This window comes from Chitinophaga pinensis, from assembly GCF_007896845.1.
In the GTDB taxonomy this organism is placed as follows: domain Bacteria; phylum Bacteroidota; class Bacteroidia; order Chitinophagales; family Chitinophagaceae; genus Chitinophaga; species Chitinophaga pinensis_C.
Genome location: NZ_VOHS01000007.1, coordinates 161,546 through 184,953, shown reverse-complemented (window position 1 = coordinate 184,953; position 23,408 = coordinate 161,546). Strand labels below are relative to the sequence as shown.

At 46.5% G+C, this 23,408-nt stretch carries 17 protein-coding genes; 9 read left to right on the top strand and 8 right to left on the bottom strand.

Translation table 11 applies throughout. From position 1 onward, the window contains the following. Window positions 1-51: 51 nt before the first annotated feature. Window positions 52-1,698: a GH39 family glycosyl hydrolase gene (locus FEF09_RS09785; RefSeq protein WP_146304937.1), complete on the bottom strand. Its 1,647-nt coding sequence runs from the start codon at window positions 1,696-1,698 to the stop codon at window positions 52-54. 564 nt (window positions 1,699-2,262) lie between these two features. Next, window positions 2,263-2,559: a hypothetical protein gene (locus FEF09_RS09780; RefSeq protein ID WP_146304936.1), complete on the bottom strand. Its 297-nt coding sequence runs from the start codon at window positions 2,557-2,559 to the stop codon at window positions 2,263-2,265. 103 nt (window positions 2,560-2,662) lie between these two features. On the opposite strand from FEF09_RS09780, the gene FEF09_RS09775 reads away from it, so the two are divergent. After that, window positions 2,663-3,607, top strand: coding sequence for a helix-turn-helix transcriptional regulator (locus FEF09_RS09775; protein ID WP_146304935.1), 945 nt, complete (start codon window positions 2,663-2,665; stop codon window positions 3,605-3,607). A 97-nt stretch (window positions 3,608-3,704) separates the two neighbouring features. Here the strand turns inward: FEF09_RS09775 and FEF09_RS09770 are convergent, their stop codons facing one another. Further along, window positions 3,705-3,899, bottom strand: coding sequence for a hypothetical protein (locus tag FEF09_RS09770; RefSeq protein WP_089811929.1), 195 nt, complete (start codon window positions 3,897-3,899; stop codon window positions 3,705-3,707). A 171-nt stretch (window positions 3,900-4,070) separates the two neighbouring features. Between FEF09_RS09770 and FEF09_RS09765 the strand changes: the two genes are divergently transcribed. The 8 genes from FEF09_RS09765 to FEF09_RS09730 all read left to right on the top strand — a co-directional run bounded on the left by FEF09_RS09765 (window position 4,071) and on the right by FEF09_RS09730 (window position 15,050). Next, window positions 4,071-5,825 carry an ABC transporter ATP-binding protein gene (locus FEF09_RS09765; protein ID WP_146304934.1) on the top strand — a complete coding sequence of 585 codons (1,755 nt, stop codon included), beginning with the start codon at window positions 4,071-4,073 and terminating at the stop codon, window positions 5,823-5,825. 59 nt (window positions 5,826-5,884) lie between these two features. Beyond that, complete coding sequence (locus FEF09_RS09760; RefSeq protein ID WP_146304933.1) at window positions 5,885-7,228, top strand: NAD(P)/FAD-dependent oxidoreductase; 1,344 nt, start codon at window positions 5,885-5,887, stop codon at window positions 7,226-7,228. Between the two features lie 175 nt (window positions 7,229-7,403). Further along, a complete protein-coding gene (gene xseA, locus FEF09_RS09755) occupies window positions 7,404-8,840 on the top strand; it encodes an exodeoxyribonuclease VII large subunit (protein WP_261387400.1) in 1,437 nt (478 codons plus the stop codon). Continuing rightward, window positions 8,830-9,036 carry an exodeoxyribonuclease VII small subunit gene (gene xseB, locus FEF09_RS09750; RefSeq protein WP_146304932.1) on the top strand — a complete coding sequence of 69 codons (207 nt, stop codon included), beginning with the start codon at window positions 8,830-8,832 and terminating at the stop codon, window positions 9,034-9,036. Before xseA ends, xseB begins: the two co-directional genes overlap by 11 nt. Window positions 9,037-9,253: 217 nt before the next feature. Then, the gene (locus tag FEF09_RS09745) at window positions 9,254-10,510 is read left to right on the top strand and encodes a TolC family protein (protein ID WP_146304931.1); all 1,257 of its coding nucleotides are present in this window, start codon (window positions 9,254-9,256) and stop codon (window positions 10,508-10,510) included. Between the two features lies 1 nt (window position 10,511). Further along, a complete protein-coding gene (locus FEF09_RS09740) occupies window positions 10,512-11,522 on the top strand; it encodes an efflux RND transporter periplasmic adaptor subunit (protein WP_146304930.1) in 1,011 nt (336 codons plus the stop codon). Window positions 11,523-11,565: 43 nt separating this feature from the next. After that, entirely contained in the window at window positions 11,566-11,871 is a 306-nt protein-coding gene (locus FEF09_RS09735; RefSeq protein ID WP_146304929.1) for a DUF190 domain-containing protein, read from the top strand. 23 nt (window positions 11,872-11,894) lie between these two features. Next, complete coding sequence (locus tag FEF09_RS09730; protein ID WP_146304928.1) at window positions 11,895-15,050, top strand: efflux RND transporter permease subunit; 3,156 nt, start codon at window positions 11,895-11,897, stop codon at window positions 15,048-15,050. An 82-nt stretch (window positions 15,051-15,132) separates the two neighbouring features. On the opposite strand, the gene FEF09_RS09725 is transcribed toward FEF09_RS09730, so the two are convergent. The 5 genes from FEF09_RS09725 to FEF09_RS09705 all read right to left on the bottom strand — a co-directional run bounded on the left by FEF09_RS09725 (window position 15,133) and on the right by FEF09_RS09705 (window position 23,236). Next, complete coding sequence (locus FEF09_RS09725; RefSeq protein ID WP_146304927.1) at window positions 15,133-15,948, bottom strand: hypothetical protein; 816 nt, start codon at window positions 15,946-15,948, stop codon at window positions 15,133-15,135. Window positions 15,949-16,024: 76 nt separating this feature from the next. Continuing rightward, on the bottom strand, window positions 16,025-20,524 hold the full coding sequence (locus FEF09_RS09720) for a CheR family methyltransferase (protein ID WP_146304926.1): 4,500 nt from the start codon (window positions 20,522-20,524) through the stop codon (window positions 16,025-16,027). 52 nt (window positions 20,525-20,576) lie between these two features. Next, on the bottom strand, window positions 20,577-22,100 hold the full coding sequence (locus FEF09_RS09715; protein WP_146304925.1) for a GAF domain-containing protein: 1,524 nt from the start codon (window positions 22,098-22,100) through the stop codon (window positions 20,577-20,579). 32 nt (window positions 22,101-22,132) lie between these two features. Further along, the gene (locus tag FEF09_RS09710; RefSeq protein WP_146304924.1) at window positions 22,133-22,708 is read right to left on the bottom strand and encodes a biliverdin-producing heme oxygenase; all 576 of its coding nucleotides are present in this window, start codon (window positions 22,706-22,708) and stop codon (window positions 22,133-22,135) included. A 78-nt stretch (window positions 22,709-22,786) separates the two neighbouring features. After that, window positions 22,787-23,236, bottom strand: a complete 450-nt coding sequence (locus FEF09_RS09705) for a response regulator (protein WP_089811941.1) — start codon at window positions 23,234-23,236, stop codon at window positions 22,787-22,789. Window positions 23,237-23,408 lie beyond the last annotated feature (172 nt).

Sequence of the window (23,408 nt, the reverse complement as noted above, 5' to 3'; positions counted from 1 at the left end):
CAAGAAATGATTGTACAAACAACACATAATTTTATGAACGGCAGTTCCGCATTAATGCGTCTCATCTATCAGCATCACATCCCAGGGTTGCAGGGTCTTCCCGATCAGCAATACGCCCATATTATTTGACAGCACCTGTTCTTCTCTTACGGCCATTGCTCTTAGCTGCATGAGTCGCAGCTGCTCGCCGGCTAATGCATCCGGATTACCGGCCTGTTTCAATGCATTGAGTGCGTTTCCGTTTTCACGGTCGAGGATCTCGACGTTAAAGCGGGCGTCTTTATTGGTATTAAGCAGTTTAAAATTAAAGTCACGCGGTTCTCCCTGCTTCAATGCACTTTCTACGACATCTGTGTCACCAAATGGAGGGACTGTTTTCATTGTTGACGGATAGTTATACACAATGGCAGTAAGCCGCTGACTCGCTTTATGGCGTGTTACAACGATACCGTCTTTGTTATACAGCAGTTCATCCCCCAATGTATGCAACATGCGGTAGGCATGGAATGATGGTTTGGCAATACCCTGATAGTTGAGCAAGCCATTGCCGCCGGAGAACGATTGAGCCCCGCTGCCCTCTTCACCACTGTCTGTCAGGTTCCAGTAAGCCATACCATCGGCAAGGCCGATACAATCCACATTTGCTTTGACGATATAGGCAGTGGTTGGCAATGCATCGTGCATAGCGTCTCTGGCGGAGGAACTGGTTCCCCATTCGGAGAGATGGATCTCGGCTTTCGGAAAAGCGCTTTTATCCACAACTGCCCGCAACCATTGCAGATCTTTCAGAGTAGCATCTACACCTCTCAGCATACCTTTGCCATTGTTAAACGGTATATCTGTTGGATAAGGATGTGTAGAGACAAAATCAACAGGCAACTGCTGCTGTTTACAATATTCCAGAAAATCTTCTATCCACACACCTTTCCATTTCAGTGCTTCCGGATCACCTGCGGTAACGGATATCTTTGATTTATCTTCTGCTTCACCATCAAAACGGCCATCACCAACGAAGTTACTGGTAGCAGGTCCTCCTACACGCAATTGTGGAGAGACGGTTTTAAGCGCCTGTGCGGTAGCTTTATACATCGCAAAGTACTGACTCTTACTGCCATCCCAGGTAGTGCGTACATTCGGTTCATTCCAGACTTCAAAGTACCAGCTACTTACTTCTGCTATGCCGAATTTCTCTATACAATGTTTGGCGAAGTTCGTCACCAGTTGTGACCACTTTGAAAAATCGCCCGGAGGGGACACATTCGCCTTCCACCAATAAGCGGTACTTGTACCACCTGCTATTTCTTTCGGGAAGAAGCTCAGTTCTACAAATGGTTTTACACCGGCTTTCAACATTTTGTTAATCACGTCATCTACGCGGAGCCAGTTATAGACACCACCCTGATAAACGGACATATCATCGTGAAAGATCCCGTGAAGACGACAATATTGGAAGCCGCAATGTTTCTGCCCGAACTGCAGGTGTTCCAGCCACGGCGATCCGGCACGTAGTACTTCTCCGGCGCGGCCTGCTCCAACACATTTGCTCCAGAGATGTGAAAATGTGCGTCCCTGAACTTTGGTGTCAATTATCAACGGAGGTTGTTCTTCCCATAGTGAACGGCCTGCTACAATGCCGGGTATTAATGCACTACCCGCAGCTGAAACGATTGCCTGTTTCAAAAATTTACGTCTTTCCATGAGGTAAGGGTTAGATAGTTATACGGCTGTTCCCCTGAACATTTGCCAGCATTGTTTTTCATATCGCGATATAGCTCACTTACACAAATTCCGGGGATACAAGCTCTCTTTGATTGATAAATTCTACAGTAAAATCATAACAAGTACAGTATACAATGTACGGCATTTTATGGATTACGCAAACGTTTGCATAATCCATTGATTACAATACATATATATACAAAATACTCTATGATATTGAGAAATGCAAGTCCGCCGCAAGAGAATATTCATTTAAGTAATACTATTGGGGTAGACAGAACCGGGTAGATGAAGGGCGGTCTGACATCGGCCTTATGTCAGGTATGGATCATGGTAAGGCGAGGTACCGGTTAAGTCCACGTCAGGTGTGAGGCAGATACTGGTTAAGTCCACCTTAAGTGCGCATCAGGTGCACGTCAGGTGTAATGCAGATACTGGTTAAGTCCACCTTAAGTGCGCATCAAGTCCACGTCAGGTGTAAAGCTAATACGGGGTAAATCCACGTGAGGGGCGTATAAGAGCCGTCGCTGGTCCGGGAGAAGACTATACGGCCTCCCTTAGCTCAGTAAGCAGCGGAATGGCCTGTAAGACCTCTGCGACTTCCTCCCGGAGGGCAGGATCCTGCTCAAGGATAGCGCAAAGCGTAGCATCCGAGTCAACAAACAGGGATACAAACAGGCCTGTTTCATGTACCTGCAGGCCGGTACGGAGTACTTTGCCTTCCAGTTGCAATTGACGGTAATACTGCTGCTGGGCGACCAGACATTCTTTATTCCCCCGTCCCCAGTTCTTCCCTTTCCCAAAGAAAAGTAACACTTCGTGTGGCTGCCTGTAGTCCATAATACTTTATTTTTGTACAAAGATCTGCAACAGAAAGAGTTCCCGGTTAACGCAAACGGAACTTTTATCAACGCAAAAAGGTCTGATCAGCTATTTTCTATCTATGCAACCATTGCCTTCACTGCCATTTCCTGCATACTCCTATAAAATGGAAGAGATCACCCGTACATTCACCAAAGAAGAGACCACAGGTCCCGAGATCAGGTACGATGAGGTGAAAATGGATAGCGCCCGTATGCTGTGGTACCAGTACACCGCCGATCAGGAATACCATATTCCGATGCGCCTTGAAAAGGAACGGGTGGAATTACACTTCAAACTACAGGGACGCTCCGGTGTATCTTATGCAGATCAGCATCTTATCATGACGGCCAATCAGCAAAGCATTTTCTATCAGCGGGAGCTGGAAGGAGAATACATTCTTTTCCCCGGCGAGGAAAGTTCCTTCTTTGAAATAGAAATGCCTATGACGGTATTTGGTGCGCTCGTCACGGATGAAAGTCAGTTCCTCAGCAACTTTTTTCACCAACTGCAGACACCACGTCATTATCTGTGGCCGGGATACTGTATGCACATAACGCCCAAAATGCATAACATCATTACGGAGATGCGTACGACTGTGTATACGGGGCAGATGAAAAGGTTGTTGCTGGAGGCAAAAATGATTGAACTGTTCCTGCTGCAGGTGAGTGGTTATGAAGAAACATACCTGCAACCGGCGACCCTCCGGCCACAGGAGATCGCTGCATTACATGCCGCCAGACAATACATCGGGCAACATTTTGCGGAAGACTGTTCCATTATTTCCCTCGCCGGACAGGTAGGATTGAATCAGAAAAAGCTGAAACAAGGTTTTAAGGCCTTATTTGGACATACCATTTTTGGTTATGTCAGTCATGTGAGAATGGAAAAAGCGAAACAATTATTATTAGACGAACAGAAAACCGTCGGAGAAGTGGCGGAACTGGTAGGTTATCAACATCAGCAGCACTTTACCGCTGCTTTCCGGAGGAAATATGGTATTCTCCCCAAAACGCTCAAGCAGTAAAACTGCGCGCCGGCGTAAGGCTTTACCGGCAGGTATCACCTTACGGCCGGACTATAGCAGTTAACAAATCAGGGATGTACAGGAGGACAGACACCTATCAGGATGGCCGGTCTTTGGTATTACGAATCAGACCAATGCCCGCAAAGAAAAAGATCGCTCCCAGTATGGAATAGATGATAATTCCCTTGATGCTCCGCGTACCGCCGGTACTATTCATAAAGCTGACAGCTCCCATTATCAGACCGGCAATTCCCAGAAAAGTCAGGAGCATCCCGATAACGCGTTTTTCCATAACCTTTTTACCCCTGTAATGCAAATTGCATGCCCTCGCTATAACATATGCGCTAATTTCTTCTTCCTTTATAACCGATTGCAAATGAATAAAGTACCGGAAAACCAGTCTAAAACTGACATTTAGGCGTAACAGACAGGAGGTGGTGCAATTTTTGCCGCTTCCCCCAGCATGAAGATCTTCTGGATTTATATGCGTCCCCACCGCTGGATGATCGCCTTATCCCTCTTACTGGCAGGCATAGGCCAGCTGGCAACTATGACAGACCCCATGATCTTTGGAAAGATCATCGACGATTATGCACTCCACCCCGGTAACAAACCACAGGATGAACTGGTAAGAGGTGTGCTGTTCTGGCTGGCCATAGCCATTGCCGTGGCAATGATAGCAAGACTCTGCCGCTCCTTTCAGGATTTTGTGATGCGTATCGTCGTACAGCGCTTCGGGATGCAGGTGTTCAATGACGGGCTGAAACAAACCCTCCGGCTCTCCTATCAGGAATTCGAAGAACAACGCAGTGGTGAAACAGTCGCCTTGTTGCAGAAAGTCCGCAATGACACAGAACGCTTTATCAATGCATTTATCAACATCCTGTTCTCCTCCATGGTAGGCGTCGGCTTCCTGATATGGTATGCTGTCACCAAACACTGGGCACTGGTACCTGTTTTCTTCTTTGGCGTACTTGTATTGGGTACCCTGACCGGCTTACTGAGCCGGAAGATGAAACAGATACAGCGCGCCATTAATAAAGAAACACTGAAACTCTCCGGCTCCATTACCGAGTCGCTCCGCAATATAGAACTCGTAAAAAGCCTCGGGCTCACCTTTCCGGAAATACGCCGCCTGCGTATCTTCACCCGTAACATCTATGACCTGGAGATCAAAAAGGTTAAACAGGTCAGGATGCTGTCGTTTATACAAGGCACTACGCTCAACCTGTTACGGCAATCCATTCTGTTCATATTACTCTGGCTGATCTTCCGGAAGGTATTGAGTACCGGCGAACTCATTGCCATGCAGTTCATATCTGCCACGATCTTCAATCCGCTACAGGAACTCGGCAACATTATCGTTTTCTATCGCGAAGCCGAAAGCTCCTTACAGTTGTTTGACCAGTTGATGCACAAACCGGTAGAACAGAAACCTGCCAGTCCGGTGGAACTGGGTGCGCTGGAAAGCATCCGTTTTGAAGATATTGTATTCCGCCACCAGACGGCCACACAAAATGCCATGGACGGCATCAGCTTTCAGGCCGGCATCGGAGATACGATTGCATTTGTTGGTCCTTCCGGTTCGGGTAAATCTACGCTTGTAAAGCTCTTGCTGGGTTTATATCAGCCTGTATCCGGAGAGATCTATTTCAATGACATTCCTTCCGGAGAGATCCGTTTTAACCAGATGCGCCGTCAGATAGGCTTTGTGTCACAGGATACACAACTGTTTGCGGGTACCATCCGGGATAACCTCTTATTCGTAAAGCCTGACGCTACTGATGAGGAAATGCTGGAAGCTTTACATAAGGCCTCCTGCTCCCAATTACTGGCGCGTTCTCCCCATGGTGTGAATACTGTGCTCGGTGAAGGAGGATTAAAGCTCTCAGGCGGCGAAAAACAACGTATATCCATCGCACGTGCATTGATCCGTCGTCCGCGGCTGCTGATCTTCGATGAAGCCACTTCCGCGCTGGACTCCCTTACAGAAGAAGCCATTACAGATACCGTCAGGAATATCTCCGCCAGAAGAGAACAACTGAACATACTGATTGCTCACCGCTTATCCACCATTATGCATGCGGACACTATCTACGTACTGGAAAAAGGAAAGATCATAGAAACAGGTACACATGAAGCATTACTGGAACAAAAGGGATTGTATTATGCCATGTGGCGCCAGCAGATAGGCGAACGCCGCAGTATTGTACAATAAAATATACTTTCCGGGGGCATGGTTTTTGGGCCGCACAGCGTATACAAAATCATTGTTTTATGGAACAGATGAGGCAGATCACCCTGAATATTCCGCCTACGAGCAAACCCCGCGTAGTGATTGTAGGTGCAGGTTTCGGCGGACTGAACACTGCACAGTCGCTTCCGGATGATAAATTCCAGATCGTCCTGTTCGACAAACATAACTATCACACTTTTCAGCCGCTGTTATATCAGGTTGCCTCTGCCGCATTACAGGCCGATTCCATTGCAGGACCGCTCAGAAATCTGTTCCATGATACCAAAGACTTTCACTTCAGGATGCTGCGGGTATTATCCGTAGATACGGCTACCAATACCATCAATACTTCAGCAGGTCCTTTACAATATGATTATCTCGTGATCTCTACGGGGGCCAGAACAAACTACTTCGGTAATGAAAACATGCAACGTTACGCGTTGCCGTTGAAAACTATTCCCGATGCGTTGAACATGCGTAGTCAGCTGATGCAGCTGTTTGAATGGGCCAGTCTCAATGGGAACCCTGCTATCTCAGATTATATGCTCAATGTTGTATTGGTAGGAGCAGGACCTACCGGTGTAGAAATGGCAGGAGCATTATCAGAACTACGGAAGAATGTATTACCTAAAGATTATCCGGCACTCGATTTCAGTAAAATGAAAATATACCTGCTGGATGGCCTTGATCGCGTGCTGCCTCCTATGCATCCGAAATCAAGTGCCCGTGCACAGCGATACCTTGAAAAGATGGGCGTCATTATTAAACTCGGTGTGATGGTGCAGGATTATGATGGAGAGACGATCACCCTGAAGACAGGTGAACAGATAAAATCTTTTCTGGTGGTATGGAGCGCTGGTGTAACAGGAGAGACGTTTCCGGGTATACCCAAAGAATGGACAGAGCGCGGACGTTTATTAACAGATCCTAACTGCAGAGTGATCGGCAGTCCGAACATTTTTGCTATTGGAGACATTGCGCTCATGAAGCTGGAAGACTATCCCAAAGGTCATCCGGGAGTAGCACAGCCTGCCATACAAATGGGTAAGTACATTGGTAAAAATCTGTATGCGATACATCGGAATGATAAAGTAAAACCATTTAAATACTTTGATAAAGGCTCGCTGGCAACAGTGGGCAGAGGCAAGGCGGTAGCTGATCTGCCAAAGAATATTCATCTTGGTGGCAGACTGGCATGGTGGATCTGGTTGTTTGTGCATGTGAACTTCCTGGTGAGTTTCCGTAACAAGTTATTGGTACTTACAAACTGGATCTGGAACCTGTTCACATTTGATAAGGGCAACCGGCTGATCATCCGCCCATATATCAGAAAAGGGGATGAACGGGCGAAGGCGGTATTTACAGAAAATGAGTCGGGCAGTTAGTATCCAAAAGAAAATGTTAATGTTCCGTTGCTTAACTTCTCATTAACTCAATTCGTCTGATGAAGTACTAATATTGCCATCATATAAAAGTAGTTATGCTACTTTTTAATTTGTTTTCATAACGTGGAATTAGACAAGGGCTGCCTTTCAAGGCGGCCTTTTTTATTGTACCTTTGTGCCTGCTTTGGAAACAAGAAACTACATAACGTTATCACAACTGGCAGCCGGCATACAGGGCACTATCAAAAACGCTTTTTCAGGACAGAGTTATTGGGTGGTGGCTGATATTACCAGTCACTCGTTTTACCCTGCCAAAGGATACCATTATTTTGATATGGTGGAAAAAGATCCGCGCAGTCACCAGATGATTGCAAAGATATCCACCACAGCATGGGGAAACGGCAGTACGCGTATCAAAGAATTTGAGAACATAACTGGACAACGTTTCTCTAATGACATGCAGGTGCTGGTACGTGTTGCCATAGAATTCCATCCGGTATACGGCCTGAAATTATCTCTGATGGATATAGATCCCAGCTTTACCATCGGGCAGCTCGAACAACAGAAACAAGCCACCTTATTACGTTTGGTAACGGAGTGTGCTGATATCGTACAGAAGACACCAGATGGGTACATGACCCGCAACAAAGCTTTGCGGCTTAATCCGGTCATACAGCGTATTGCAGTCATTTCTTCGGCATCTTCTGCAGGTTATCAGGATTTCATGCACACTATGCAGTCCAATGCGTACAGGTATATTTTCTATACTGATAACTATTTTACCGCTGTACAGGGTGAAGCTAACGCGGCACAGGTATGTATGCAACTGGAAGCAATTATCGCCTCCGGCAAAAGATATGATACTGTCGTGATCATCCGTGGCGGTGGCGCCCAGACAGATCTGCTTTTGTTTGATCAGTATGCGTTGGGTAAAGCAGTTGCCGGATTCCCTGTGCCGGTTATCACCGGTATCGGTCACCAGAAGAATGAGACTATTACCGATATGCTGGCGCATACAGCGACCAAAACACCTACAAGAGCGGCAGAACTTATCATCGCACATAACCGTACCTTTGAAGAAGCATTGCTGACACAGCAAAGCCAGATCATTATCCGGATGCAACAGATGATCGCCGGCAGAAAAAAGCAGCTGTCTTCATTGCATAGCGGTATTATTAACCGCTCACGCGACCTGCTGAGTGTACACAGAGACGGTCTGACGCGCGCAAAACAAGCCATTCCGCAAAGAGCCCGGCACACCTTACTGAGACAGCGGAATGCCATTGCACAGTTATCCGGACAATTGCTGGCGAAGCCCGGTCAGGTCACTGCCAGCCGTTTACAGGAGCTGGCTCATATCCGCAAGGATATACAGGTATATGCCCGTAAACTGCTGCAACAACAGCAACAACAACTGGTGCATCACGAAACGGTCGTAAGGATCATGAGTCCTGCCGCGCTATTACAAAAAGGCTTTGCTATGGTACAGCACAAAGGACAGATCATTACCAGCGCCGCACAGTTGTCTCCCGGAGATGAGATCACCGTACAAATGGCAGATGCCGGCGTACACGCAACAATTACTTCAAAAACAATGACCGATGGATACTAATCTGACATACGAAGCAGCTTATAAAGAACTGCAACAGATAGCCAGAGAAATCGAAACGGAATCCGTTTCCGTAGATGTACTGGCAGCGAGAGTGAAGCGCGCTTCCGAACTGATTACCTTCTGTCAGGCACGCCTCCGGGCGACGGAAGCCGAAGTTGAGAACATCATCCAGCAAATGGAGGATAAACCGCTTTAAGCTTTTTAAGCTGCGGCGCCCGGTAATGATCACAGGGCGCCGCCCCCAATCCCTTATGCATAACCTATTCCAGCCCCGGATCACCTGATATCCCCCACCTTAAAGGTTTTAATATTTTAATTAAAAGCCGGTTAAAATCAATCCCCTCGCATTTCCAGCAACATTACATTCTTGACATTTGTATCAGATACTTTAATCAGCGGACAAATATCATCTCATGAAACGAGCGATCGTCCTGGCTGTAGCAACACTGGCACTATCCTGTATGGGGATCGTTGCTACCGCCCAAACTAACTACACGCTATCAGCGGCATTAGACACCGCCCGCACCAGCAGCCCCGTACTGAAAGCAAGGTACATGAATATAGACGCGGCACAGGCGGACGTCATTACAGCCAGACTACGGCCCAATCCCAATCTGAACAATCAGACCATGCAACTGGTCAGTAGTGACCATTTTGCCCCCGGCACAAGATGGTCATCCAATCAGAACAGACAGGTATGGTATCAGGTAACAAAGCCAATTCAATGGCCCAATCAGCGCAGGTATAAAATAGAAACCGCTGATAAAGACGTTACCCTCGCCAATAATACCTATCAGGAAGATGTGCGCAACCTCTCGCTGAACGTAGGTTCCAGCTGGATCAACTGCTGGGTGTTGAAAAAGAGACTGGCATTGCTTAATGAAAGCAGAACCAATCTTGATACACTTGTAAAGATCAATGAACTGCGTTATAAAGATCAGGTCATCTCGCAGACAGATCTGACGCGTACAAAAGTGTTGCTCTCGCAATACGATCTGCAGCTGAGCGTATTTACGCAGGATTATCAGAATGAACTACATACGCTGCAATTACTGACAGGGAATACCACTCCCATGGAGATCGATACCAGCAACGAGATACTGACATTCGTACCATCTGTTACACTGGACAGCCTGATTGCCCAGACAATGGATAACCGCTCCGATGTGATACTGGCAAAGAACACCATTGATGAACGTAGCAGCAATGAGAAGTATCAGAGAGCGCTTGCTGTACCGCAACCAGAACTGGGGGTAATTTACAACCCGCAAAACTCCGTCCCTTACATAGGATTTTATGGTTCCATTGATCTGCCTTTCTTTAACAGAAATCAGGGGGAAATCAAAAAAGCACATATACAACAGCAACAGGCGCAACAGGAGTTATCCGCCACACAGAGACAGGCGCAGACAGAAGTAGTCACCGCCTACAACACCTATCAGCTGCAACAAAAGAACATTGAGAAATACAGCGGCATCCTGCATCAGTCACAACAGATTCTCGACAATGTGAAATATGCCTACCTGCGCGGAGGGACCAGTATTATCGACTTCCTCGACGCACAACGCAACTGGTACGATACCCGCCTGCTCTATTATGATTCTCTTCAGGCATACTACCAGAGTTATATACAATTATTATTTGCTACCGGCCTCATAAACCAATTATAATATGCAACGCATCACCCGATATTTCTTTGCTGCCACCCTTCTGCTGGCAGGATGCAAACACAAAACACCACCGGCAGTTGCTACCGACGATCCGGCTCCTGTTGTTACAAATAACGGACAACAGATCACTTTTCCGGATAGCGCCTCCACCAGCTTCTTCTCTGTAGAAGCCGTAGGCGATTCTGTGCTCAGCGGCACATTACATGCACCCGGTAAAGTAGCAGCAACTGTAGTTCGCGGAGATGAAGGCGGACAGAATATTGTGCTCTTCGACGATCCGGGACTGAACAGTGATTATTCACAACTCATACAGCATAAGATCAACATCAATCATATACAACAGATCAATATCACACAACGTAAAATAGAACTGGACCGCACACAGGATCTTTATGATCATGGTGCAGCCAGCGGTAAAGATATTCTGGAAGCAAAGTCCAACCTCTCTATGGAACAGACCAATCTGGCCAATGAGAAAACACAGCTGATAGAACATGAATCAGGATTAAAGGCAGCGGGGTTCGATCCGGAAGCATTGCGCAGCACCAGTCCGGGATCAGCCTACATCATTTGTGATATTCCGGAAAACCAGCTGAACAATGTGAAGAAAGGTGCACCGTGTACTGTGGTACTGTCTTCCTTTCCCGACAATGCCTACGATGCAAAAGTGGAAGACATTGCTGACGTGATTGATGATGTGACACGCATGATCAAATTACGTATACGACTGAACACACCAGATACAGATATCCGTGCGGGCATGTTTGCAACAGTGACATTCAAAGTACATGGCGATAATAAAGGTATTAACATCAACAGAGATGCACTGGTCACTTCAGAAGGCCAGAACTATGTATTTGTACGCACGGCACCTAATACATTTACCCGGAGAGAGATCCGTACAGGACAGCAGATCGGCGATCGCATCGCCGTGTACAGCGGCTTGCAGAACGGAGAAAATGTAGTCGTAAAAGGTGTCATGCAACTGAAAGGGTTAAGCTTCGGTTATTAAGCGGCCAGCCTATTATACACATCAATATTAACAATATCACCCCATGCTACAGGCGCAGATATTCATAGACAAAGACGAAGTATTCGGTACACAACCATTATACGAATTCATCATGCAGTTCCTGCTGAAACAAAACGTGGCCGGCGCAACTGCTTTCAGAGGTGTGATCGGGTTTGGGGAACATCATCAGCTGAAAAGACCGGACAGCCTTTTCAGTTTTGACGAACCACCCATGCTGATCACCTTCATCGATGAAGACGAAAAAGTAACTGACACGCTGACCGCCTTACGCAAACGCGTTAATAGTGGCTTTATCGTCATCAGCAAAGTAGACCGGTTTCACATGTAATGAATGATTGAAATACACAGACAATGATTCGCAACCTTTTAATATTCTCTCTTAAAAACAGATGGGTGATCATCCTGATGGGACTGGGCCTGATGGGCATCGGTTACTGGTGTTTTACCCAACTGAAAATAGAAGCCTATCCAGACATTGCTGATACCAATGTTATCATCGTGGCACAATATCCGGGTCGTGCAGCAGAAGAAGTGGAACAGCAGGTGACCATCCCGATAGAAAGGGCATTACAAAATACGCCCAATGTCATGGATCGCAGAAGCCGTACTATCTTCGGTCTGAGCGTGGTACAGCTGACCTTTACAGACGGAACAGACGATTACTTCGCACGACAGCAGGTAAACGAACGATTGGCTACTGCCGGACTACCAGATGGAGTAGCACCAGAACTGGCACCTTTGACAACAGCAGTAGGTGAGATCTTACGCTATGTAGTGGAAGCTCCACCCCAATATACACCGACAGAAATACGCGACCTGCAGGACTGGGTCATCAAACCTAATCTATTGCAGGTACCGGGTATTGCGGATATCACCACTTTCGGCGGACCACTAAAGCAATTTCATATTCTCACAGCACCCGATAAACTGCGCAAGTTTGATCTGACCATGCAGGACGTTATAGATGCGGTGCAGAAAAACAACCAGAACACGGGTGGTAACATTATCAATCGTGGTGAACAAGGGTTTGCTGTACGTGGTTTAGGTGCTGTAAAAACAGAACAGGACATTCAGAATATCGTACTGAAAGCGGCGAACGGTATGCCTGTTTATCTGCGTGACGTAGCGACGGTAGAAGTTGCACCACCCCCACCCAGTGGGGTGATGGGTTATACCATCAACGCCACCAAAACCAATGTGAGCAATGGCGTGGAAGGCATTATTCTGCTGCGCAGATATGAGAATCCCAGCGAGGTATTAAAAGCACTGAAAGCACGCATGCAGGATCTGGAGCAAAATGAACTACCCAAAGGTGTACACCTGCGTACATTGTATGATCGTAGTTTCCTGATCGATCACTCGCTGGAAACCGTAGGACATACTTTGCTGGAAGGGGTATCTATTGTGGTGATTATCCTGATATTCTTTTTGGGTAGTCTGCGCAGTGCGCTGGTTGTGGCGCTGACCATCCCATTCTCCTTACTGTTTGCCTTTATACTGATGCGGCTTACCGGTATTCCGGCCAATCTGCTATCGCTCGGCGCCATAGACTTCGGGATCATTGTAGACGGTGCCTGTGTCATGGCAGAACACCTGATACGCACCTACCGCACCGCCTCACCAGAAGAAAAGAAGAAAGGCATTATTGCGCTTACCCTGCGTTCTTCACAGGAAGTGGGTCGTGAGATATTCTTCTCTGTCACAATCATCATACTGGCTTATATGCCGATCCTGCTGATGACAAGAGTAGAAGGTAAACTCTTCTCTCCGATGGCACTGACACTGGCATTCGCAGTAATCGGCTCCATGCTGGCGGCACTGACGCTGATACCTGTACTGATCTCTTTCGCCTTTAAAAAAGCATTCAGCAATACAGAAAAGCCGATGAAGGCACATAGGAACGTGGTACTTGACTTTCTATCCGATAAATACGCCCGTGTACTGGCACGCGTCATGAAATGGCCTAAAGCGACCGTTATAGGCGGCTTTACGGTCGTGATACTGCTGGTCATGCTGGGTGGTAGTCTGGGCTCGGAATTCCTGCCGGAATTGGACGAAGGATCCATCTTCCTGCGCGGCAACTTCCCGGCAGGTATCACCATTCAGGAAAATGCAAAGTATTCTCCTAAGATCAGGGAAGTGATTGCGAAGTATCCACAGATCTCTTTTGTGATCACACAGGCAGGGCGTAATGATGATGGTACGGATCCATTCCCATCCAATCGTAACGAGATACTGGTAGGGCTGAAGGACTATAAACTATGGAGTGATACGATTTCCAAAAAGACACTGGTGACTAACATCCGGCATGATCTGGAAAAAGCCATGCCTTCAGTGAAATTCTCTTCCGGTCAACCGATCATTGATCAGGTAATGGAGATTGTAACAGGTAGTGCGGCTGATCTGGCTATATCAATAGTAGGTGATGACCTTACCATGATGCGGGCAAAAGCAGATACGATTGCCAATCTGGTGAAGAACATGAAAGGATCGGAATCAGTGAATATTGAACAGGAAGGACCTTCAGAGCAGATTGCCATTAATATCAACAGGGAAAATGCGGCACGTTTTGGTATCAATGTCGCGGATATACAAAGTATGATCGAAGCCGCTATTGGCGGTAAGGCCATCTCTACCCTCTACGATGGCACCAAACGCTATGATGTGGTGATCCGTTATTTACCCGGAGAACGCAATACGATAGAATCTGTCAAGACATTACAGGTGCCTTCTGCTACAGGCGCATTGATCCCGATGAATGAGCTGGCGGATATTTCTTATGTACAGGGACAGACCAATATCTACCGGTACAATAACAAACGTATGGTAACAGTGCGTACCAATATCCGCGGTCGTGATCAGGGTGGCTTTGTGAAAGAGATCGGAGACAAGATCAATCAGCAATTGTTTATTCCTAAAGGCTATTCTATCGTTTACGGCGGACAATACGAGAATCTGGAACGTGCCGGTAAACAGTTGTCACTCACTATCCCGATGACCATCATCATGGTCTTCCTCGTACTGTTTATCCTCTTCAGAAATATGCCGCAGACCTTCGTAACAGTCAGCTGTATACTCTTTGCGCTGGCAGGAGGTATCGTGGCACTGTTCATCAGGGGATATCACTTCAACGTATCGGCGGGTGTAGGTTTTGTAAGCATATTTGGCATTTCTGTGATGGCGGGCGTACTGCTTGTATCTGCCTTTAACCGGCTGCGGATAAAGCCGGAACAGACATTACAGCAAAGTGTTTTACTGGGTGCCAGAGAGCAGCTGAGTGCACTGCTGTCGATCCTGATCGTAGCGATTGCAGGTCTTATACCGGCGGCAACATCTTCAGGTATCGGGTCAGATGTACAGCGGCCACTGGCCACGGTGATCATAGGCGGATTGACAAGTACATTGCTTTTTGCCCCTTTATTGATACCTCCGTTGTATTGGTGGGTTGAGCGGAACAGGGCGGTAAAACAGGTGGTAAAAGAAGATATCGGAGATTTATCAGAATAGGGAACAACGATAAGCAACGGTCAACAAAAAAGGGCTGCAGATCTATGATCTCGCAGCCCTTTGTATTTTTATACGAATCTGATTATTCGTTTACAATTTCACATTTGATCTTTGCACCCGCTTCTACTTTCTTTGCAATATCAGCACCACCCTCTTTTACCAGACAAACAGAGAAGTTTTCATCTTCCACTTTTGCTACGGCAATTTTACCAAGGGTTTTCTTTCTGTGCATTTTTTTACCATCTACGGTGAGGTCGGTGATTTCGTATACACGGAATTCATCGTGTTCTTTCAGACCAGCGAGGCTACCTGCTACGATCAATACACGGATAGCTTCACCAATGCTGTTTTTTTCCTCTATCTGTGCAATAGAAACTGCATTCTTCAGGTTTTCACGAATGAATTTATCGATACCGGGCGTCAGTTCTTTCATGGCATCCTCAAAGGCGCGTTTGCCTTTGGTAGCGGCTGTAAATCTGGTGGAAGCCACTTCCTCACCACTATTGACGTCTACAACAGCGACATCAAATAACAGTTCAGCGGTAGTTGTATTGGTAATTCCCAGCGGGAGATCGGATGGCTTTGTTTCTACGTTGGCTTTCAATATGTTACCGGTTACAATGTATTGAGCACCCAGTGATTTCGCCTGTGCAATGGCGCCTGCATCCTGATCTGCCTGTCCTACTCCTGTCTTAATTTGCTCCAGCTTGTCTTTTCCCATCAAAGAAAAACCTCTCACTTTCAACGTAGCATCGTATACAGCATCCTGTATAGCCGTTACGTATTCAGTCCTTCCACTACTTTTGAAAGATGCTACACCTACAAGGTTCTTGTTTTGAGCGAAAGCAGATGAGAAAGCAACAATGCCGCATAATACGGATAATACTCTTTTTGTCATGGCTAGGTATTAGTTTGAAATAGCCGCCCAATTTACGACTATTCCTTTTATATATATTTTTTTATGATAAATGTCCCTAACCGGCTCGCTGGTCTTGTTTCACAGGCAGGATAATGCTAAACGTAGCGCCTTCTTTTTCACGGCTATGTGCGGTGATCAGGCCATTATGCTTATCAATGATCTTGCGGGTGACGGCCAGTCCGATACCGGTCCCTTCATATTTGTCTTTCGTATGCAAACGCTGAAAGAGCACAAATATTTTGTCAAGGTATTTTTCATCAAACCCTATCCCATTGTCTGTGATAGAGATACATACAAAAGGTCCGTCTGTTTCCTGCGGACTATCAAACTTTTTCTCTTTAATACGGGTCGCCGTGATGTTGATAACCGGCTGAATATCTTTGCGGGAGAATTTAAAGGCATTGCTCAACAGGTTCTGGAACACCTGACGTAACTGGCCGGGTACTGCTTCTATCACCGGCATAGCCGATACCGTTACGCGGGCATTCTTTTCCTGTATAAGTATCTCAAGATCAGATAGTATCTCGTTAATGATGACTTTCAGATCGGCCTGTTCGAAGAAGCTGGCCTGTGACAAACGGGAGAAGCGCAGCAGGTCATCTATCAGGCTGGCCATACGTGCGGAAGAGCCGATAATGCGGCTCAGATAGTCGCGTGCTTTATCTTCCATACTTGCCTGATACCTGTCTTTCAACATGTTACCAAACATATGGATCTTCCGGAGTGGTTCTTTCAGGTCATGAGAGGCGACAAAAGCATACTGTTGTAGTTCAGCGTTGCTGGATTCCAGATCTTCGTTAGCGCGTTTTAAGGCGAGCGTGCGTTCTTCAATACGCTGTTCCATGATCTCCGCTGCCATTTTCTGCTCATGAATATCCGTACTGGTGCCTACAAGGGCAGTCGATCTGCCGTCGGCATCCTTTTGCACACGGGTACGATGCAGGAACCAGTGGAAATTCCCTTCCTGATTGCTGAGACGTATTTCCATGGAAAAGTCTTCTTTCATTTTAACTGCACGCTCCAGCGCATTCTTCCATGCTTTTATTTCGTCTTTATGAATCACACTCTCCCATCCCTGCTGCTGTAGTTCCTGCAGAGACTTACCGGTATAAGTGCTAAACTGTTCATTGACAAAATTTACAACACCATCTGGTTCCGCTGTCCAGAGTATTAATGGAATAGATTCCGCGATGAAGAGTTTTTCCTGCTTGTTAGCCAGTGCCTGTCGCTCAGCCTGTCGCAGGTTGGTCACATCCATCAATGAGCCCAGCATACGGTAAGGCGTGGCATATTCGTCTACTAACAGGTAACCGCGGTCCAGTACAAAGGCATAGGTACCGTTTTCACGGCGCATTCTGTAACCTTCCGTCCACTGACTCTGTTTCGTATTGATAGCCCGGGAAATACTGTTTTTTACGCGTTCACGGTCTTCAGGATGAATGTTCTCCTGCCAGAATGTACGATTGTTAGTCCCTTCTTTCTGATAACCATATGCGGAATAAAAGTTATCGCTCCACCATACGGTATTGTTGGTCAGATTCCAATCCCATACCGTATCATTGGTCGCTTTTGATACCAACCGGAAACGCTCTTCACTCATTGTGAGTTCACGTGTTCTTTCCAGTACTTTATATTCCAGCTCGGAGTTCAGGTTACGCAGACTTTCTCTGGCCTGTACCAGTTCATTATAGTTTCTGCGTAAGCGGTCTTCCGCGTCTTTCTTTTCAGTCACATCGGAACAGGTGATCACCATGTTGCCATCCTGTGTTTTTACACCTGACATCTCATACCAATAGTCCTGTTGTTTGCGTTCCAGATGGAATTCAGCGTGCAGGACGGCTCCGTGGTCTACAACCTGTATATACTTTTCAAACAATCCGTGGTCCAGCAATAATGACATGGTCTGCTTCATGGATGGATGTTTCTGTGAAGTCACATCTTTACCAAGGAAACGTAACCCTTCACTGTTTGCTGCCACCAACCGGAAGTCTGTAACGACACCCACATCATTCCTTACCGGTTTAAATGCGAGAATGACGTTTGTACTGGCATTGAATACGCCTTTCAGCAGCATATCCAATTCCTTGATCATTGTAATATCCACAAAAGTGATCACTACACCATCCGTCTGTTTATCCTGACGGATATAGGGTAATATCTTCATCAGGTGCATATTGCCATTGCTCAGCACCATCTCTTTCTCTACAATGCGCTTGGTCCGGATCACCAGATGAATATCATCTATCATACTATCCTGCTGGATATTGGTAGAGATATGATTGATCGGACGTCCTACATCAGAAGGAATCAGGTTGATCATTTTTATGGCCGCCTGATTGAATTTACGGATACGCATATTCCCATCTACGAACACCTGTCCGATGTCCGTACTACGGAAGTAGTTATCCATGTCGTCATTCAGTTCTACCAGTTCCTTGATCTTAAGCTGATGTTCGGTATTGAGGGTATGCAGTTCTTCGTTGAGTGATTGCAGCTCCTCATTACTGGATTGCAATTCCTCATTGGCAGAGAGCAGTTCTTCGTTACTGGATTGTAATTCCTCATTAGAGGTCTCCAATCCTTCTATTGCCATCTGGAGGTTGGTGCGGGTTTCGCCCAGTTCCGCCTCCAAAGACATAATATGTTCTTTTATATCTGCTGGCTGTGCATGCGTATCAGGTGTTTCTCCGGTAATATTGGCTCTTTCCACATCTTCATTGAACACCACCATGGTGTACTGCATGTTACCTGTACCGGGCTTGATCATGATGTTCACCACCCGCACGCCTTCCGGCGTAGTGACTTTTACCCCTTTCACCATCGACTTCTTCTCGGTGGTCCATGCCTGTCTCAAAGCGATATTCAGCGCCATAGAAAGGTCGCCGGGCACCATCTTCAGCAGGTTCAGATTCAGTCGTTTTTCCGGCAGGGAGAGAAACTTTTTATAATTCCCCAGAGCCTCATGGATCTCGTATGCCTTATCGATATACACGGCGGCATAGCCGAAATCTTCTGCCATCACTTCGCGGAAATCTTCCAGCAGATTGGTGCTTTTCTTATCCGCTGTGACGCGACTATTTCCAATTGCGCGTACTTCGCGGGTCTGCCGGATGTATTCCAGCGGACTATAAAGATTCTCCGGTAAAGGAGAGCGGGAGCTGTCTGTTTTGCGGTAAATTTTCCATTTCTGGCTTAGTTCTTCCAGTCCGCCGCGGATCAGGGAAGCTGATTCACTCGGTCCCAGAAAGAGAATGCCCCCTGTATTCAGGGCGAAATGTAAAGAGGACAGTACCTGTCTTTGTAACACATTTTCCATGTAAATGAGCATGTTGCGACAGGTAACGAGGTCATTCTTTATAAAAGGAGGATCCTTTAAAATATTATGACGTGCAAACACGATCTGCTTACGCAGGCGTGGTGCGATCTGGTATTTCTTATCTTCTTTTATGAAGTATTTTTTGAGCAGCAATGGCTCTACTTCTTTTACCACTGAAGAAGGATATACTCCTTTGGCAGCAAATTCGACAGCATTACTGTCAATATCTGTGGCGAAGATTTTTACGTCCAGCCATTTATTCTTTTCCTGCAGGCATTGGTCCAGCAACATAGCCAGCGAATACGCTTCTTCTCCGGTACTACAGGCGGTCACCCATATTTTCAGAATAGCCCCTTCTTCTTTCTCGTCTATCAGTTTGCTGATCACCTGTTCTTTCAATATATCGAAAGCGGATTTATCTCTGAAAAAGCGGGTAACACCAATCAGGAAATCTTTAGCGAGTGCCTTACTTTCCTCTTCGCTGGAGCGTAGTAACTGCAGATACTCTTCAAGTGATTTTATATTGAACTGCGCCATTCGCTTTGCGATACGGCGCGTAATAGTAGGCGGTTTGTAATGATGAAAATCCTGTCCGCTATGTTCTCTTACCAGCTGAAATACCTCTGTCAGCAGTTCCTCATCGATCTTACCATTGAAGACCTGTACCGGCATGTCCTGAATATAATTATAGATCTCTCCCGGCATAAATTCAGGGGCCAGAATATAATCCATGTTTTCAGAACCGATCACACTACGGGGCATTCCGTCAAACTTGGCGGTTTCCGGATCCTGTACCATGACCATACCACCGGCCTTTTTTACAGCGGCGGCACCTTTGGTACCATCTGTGCCTGTGCCGGAGAGGATGATGCAGATAGCCTGACGGCCTTTATCTTTTGCAAGGGAAAAAAGAAAGGTATCAATAGCAGTATTGGGGGCTTTCTCAGTTGGCTTTTGTACCAATCTGAGACGTCCCTGCTCAACGATGATCTCTTTGTTGTTGGGAATGACGTATACGCAGTCACTCTCCACGCCCATATCTTCTTCCACCTCTCTCACTTTCATGTTAGTGTGCTTGGAAACCAGTTCCACCAGCAGACTTTTATAATCAGGAGACAGGTGCTGAATAATAACAAATGACAGATTGCCGTATTCCGGCATGTTATCAAAGAATTCATGGATGGCTTCCAGTCCACCTGCAGAGGCTCCTATAGCTACTATGTAGTTCGCTTTCTTCATTCAATATTTACGAAATAACCATTTTCATACCAATTCATGCGTCGGGGTACACTTAATCCAGGCTTCTTACAATAAATTCAAGGATAAAGTTCCGGAGCAGTCCTGCCATCTGCATCTCGGTTTGTTTCCACGAGAGGGCGGTATTGCGGACTGTCTGCTGCCAGATACTAAACGAGTTCCGGGGATGGTATTGTATATTATCTCTTTCGAAGCGTACTGCTTCATTGGGGTTTCCACCCCAGTTCACTTCCTGAATCACCTCCGGGCGGAAAGCCACAAGGTATTCTCCTTTATTGGGTTGAACGGGAATCACCAGTATACCGCTGGCAATTTCTGCATATTGTATAGCAGGTTCGTAGGTCCCCGGCAGATTCAGTTCCTGAAACACCTGACCGGAGGAAGTACTTTGCAGCCAGAGAAACAGGTCTTTCAGTTCATTTTTGCCGGGCACTTTACCAATCGTTTCCAACCGTCTGTTATGCATCAGAGCTGCGCCGGAAGCGTTGAGCAGTTGCAGGACATTCGTTTCCCGGCCCAGCAGACCCTGTGTCAGATCGCTGCCGGTAAACACCTGTTCTACGAGACGGGTATGTACTTCATGTAGTTTCGTATATTCGTCACTTTGCTCTTTATAATACAGTGACTGTATACGTGCGGCGATAATATCTGACAACAGTTCAAACAGTGCTCTGCCTTCATAAGGTAACTGATAGGCAGTACGGTGGTGACAGGAGAACAGTCCCCATAACTGTCCGTCTTTAAGGATACGGCAGGACATGGAGGTCATAATTTCCATGTTCTTCATGTATTCCAGGTGTACGGCGGGTACGCTGCGCAGGTTACATCCGGAGAGATCTGTAAAAGCGTTGGTCAGAGGGTTGATAACCGGATAAAGGCTGACGGGCACATATTCCCTGTTAGGGATCATGCGGTAAGGATTATCCAGATACATCGCTCTTGCCTGACGAGGAATGTCAGATGCGGGGAAGGTGAGGCCCAGATAAGATTCCATACCGGGTTCCTGTTCTTCAGCAATGACAGTACCGTTCCAGTCTTTGTCAAACTGGTATACCATTACCTTGTCGTATCCGGACAAGGCTTTCAGCTGTCTGGCAGCTGTTTCACAGGCAGCCTGAACAGACGGCGCCGCATTGATGGCGGCCATCGCATATTTCAGCTGCTGATAAATATTGATGAAAGAATTTTCCTCGCCTGTTGGGCTGAGTTCTTCTATTTCGAGTATCAAAGCTTCCCCTGAGAGGTGGGTGATGGCCAGATAGTCTTTAGGGCCATCTGTACCTGTAAAGGTCAGGGTAAAAGGTAATTTGTTCACCAGCCCTTCATCCAGTTTGCGCTGCAACTCTTTCATCTGGCTGGCGGGAATATAATCTGACAACAGTGTATCCACTATTTCCGGCGCCTGCCGGCCAACGGCTACGGTGATATTTTCACTGACCTGCACGATCTTATAGTCTGCCTGCCGGATTACCAGCAGCATACCATAGGGTTGTATCAGGTTAATCTGATGAAGGGGTACACTTCCACAAAAAGTAGAATCAAAATTCCTTTTTTGCATATCTCGGGTCTGAGTGGGTTAATGATTGATTGTTACTGTCCTTGTTGTTGAAGCGCCCACAATTTAAACTGCTCAAAGGTGGCTGCTGCTGCCTCCAGCATTCTTTGCTGCTGTGCTTCATCACCGTGGTATCCCTGCAAATAGTGTACGAAGGTATCCCAGTAGGATTGGGTGTCAGGGCCGTAACCATTAAAGAAAGAGAGAGCTTTAGGCAATTCCGGAGCGGCCAGATTCCGCATGAGTATCTGACAGATGACCTGTCCTCCCAGAGTAGACCCTTCAAGTACATACATGGCGCCGAGCGCCTGTGCATTGTCTTTTATTTCCGGTATATCTGTGCAACAGGGTGGTGTAGTGGCAGGAGCTCCGCTGATAGCGGCTATATCATCCAGTAAAAGGGACGCCTTTCTCCGCCGTTCAAAACCGCCTGGAAAGGAGAGATCCATGTGTGCAGCAATATGCTGTTCCAGCGGATAATAGTAACCATAAAAAAGTTGTAGCAGCTTGATATACGCCTCAGGCGTATTAACAGCTTTTATGCTGGGAATCAGTACACGCTCAAGTTCCTGATGTTGTTTCCCCGTACGTTCCCTTAACAGTTCGATCATTATTATACTCAGTTATTAAGTTTGTCGCGAGTAGTTAAAAGTACGGTGAATATATGTGTAGTCTGTGTGGAAAGATTTCTACGGTAGCTGGACAACTGTAAACCAATAGGTATGCAGCATGCGGGTAAATGCTACCAGATCAGAAAAATTGGCTGGTTTGATGGTATAACTATTCACCCCCAGTTCGTAACACTTAGAGATATCCTTTGCCTCTGTGGAGGTGGTCAGAATAATGATGGGTAACCATTTCAGGCTGGCGTGTTCCTTTATTTCGCGCAATGCTTCCCGACCGTCTTTGCGTGGCATGTTCAGGTCAAGCAGAATAATGCTGGGGAATGGGTATTTTTCCTCATCAGCATATTTACCTTGCCTGTTCAGATAAAACATCAATTCTTCACCATTCTCGACAAAACGTAATTCAGTGTCTGCCCCGCTCTCTTCAAAGGCCACTTTTATCAGTTCTCTGTCGTCTGCGTCATCATCTGCAACAAGTATACATTTCCTGCTACGTAGCACCTTTTTGATCATCCAGTTTTCATTTAACGGCTAAAATTACTTAAATAAACTTGCAAAACACGCAGTGAAGTTGTGGAATTGTGCCTTGGGTCTCGTCTCCAGTTTTCAGGAGACGAGACCATTAAGGACTTATTAATGTTAAAGAAACTTATGTTCTGCTAAAGAAGTCTGCTTTTTGGAGTAA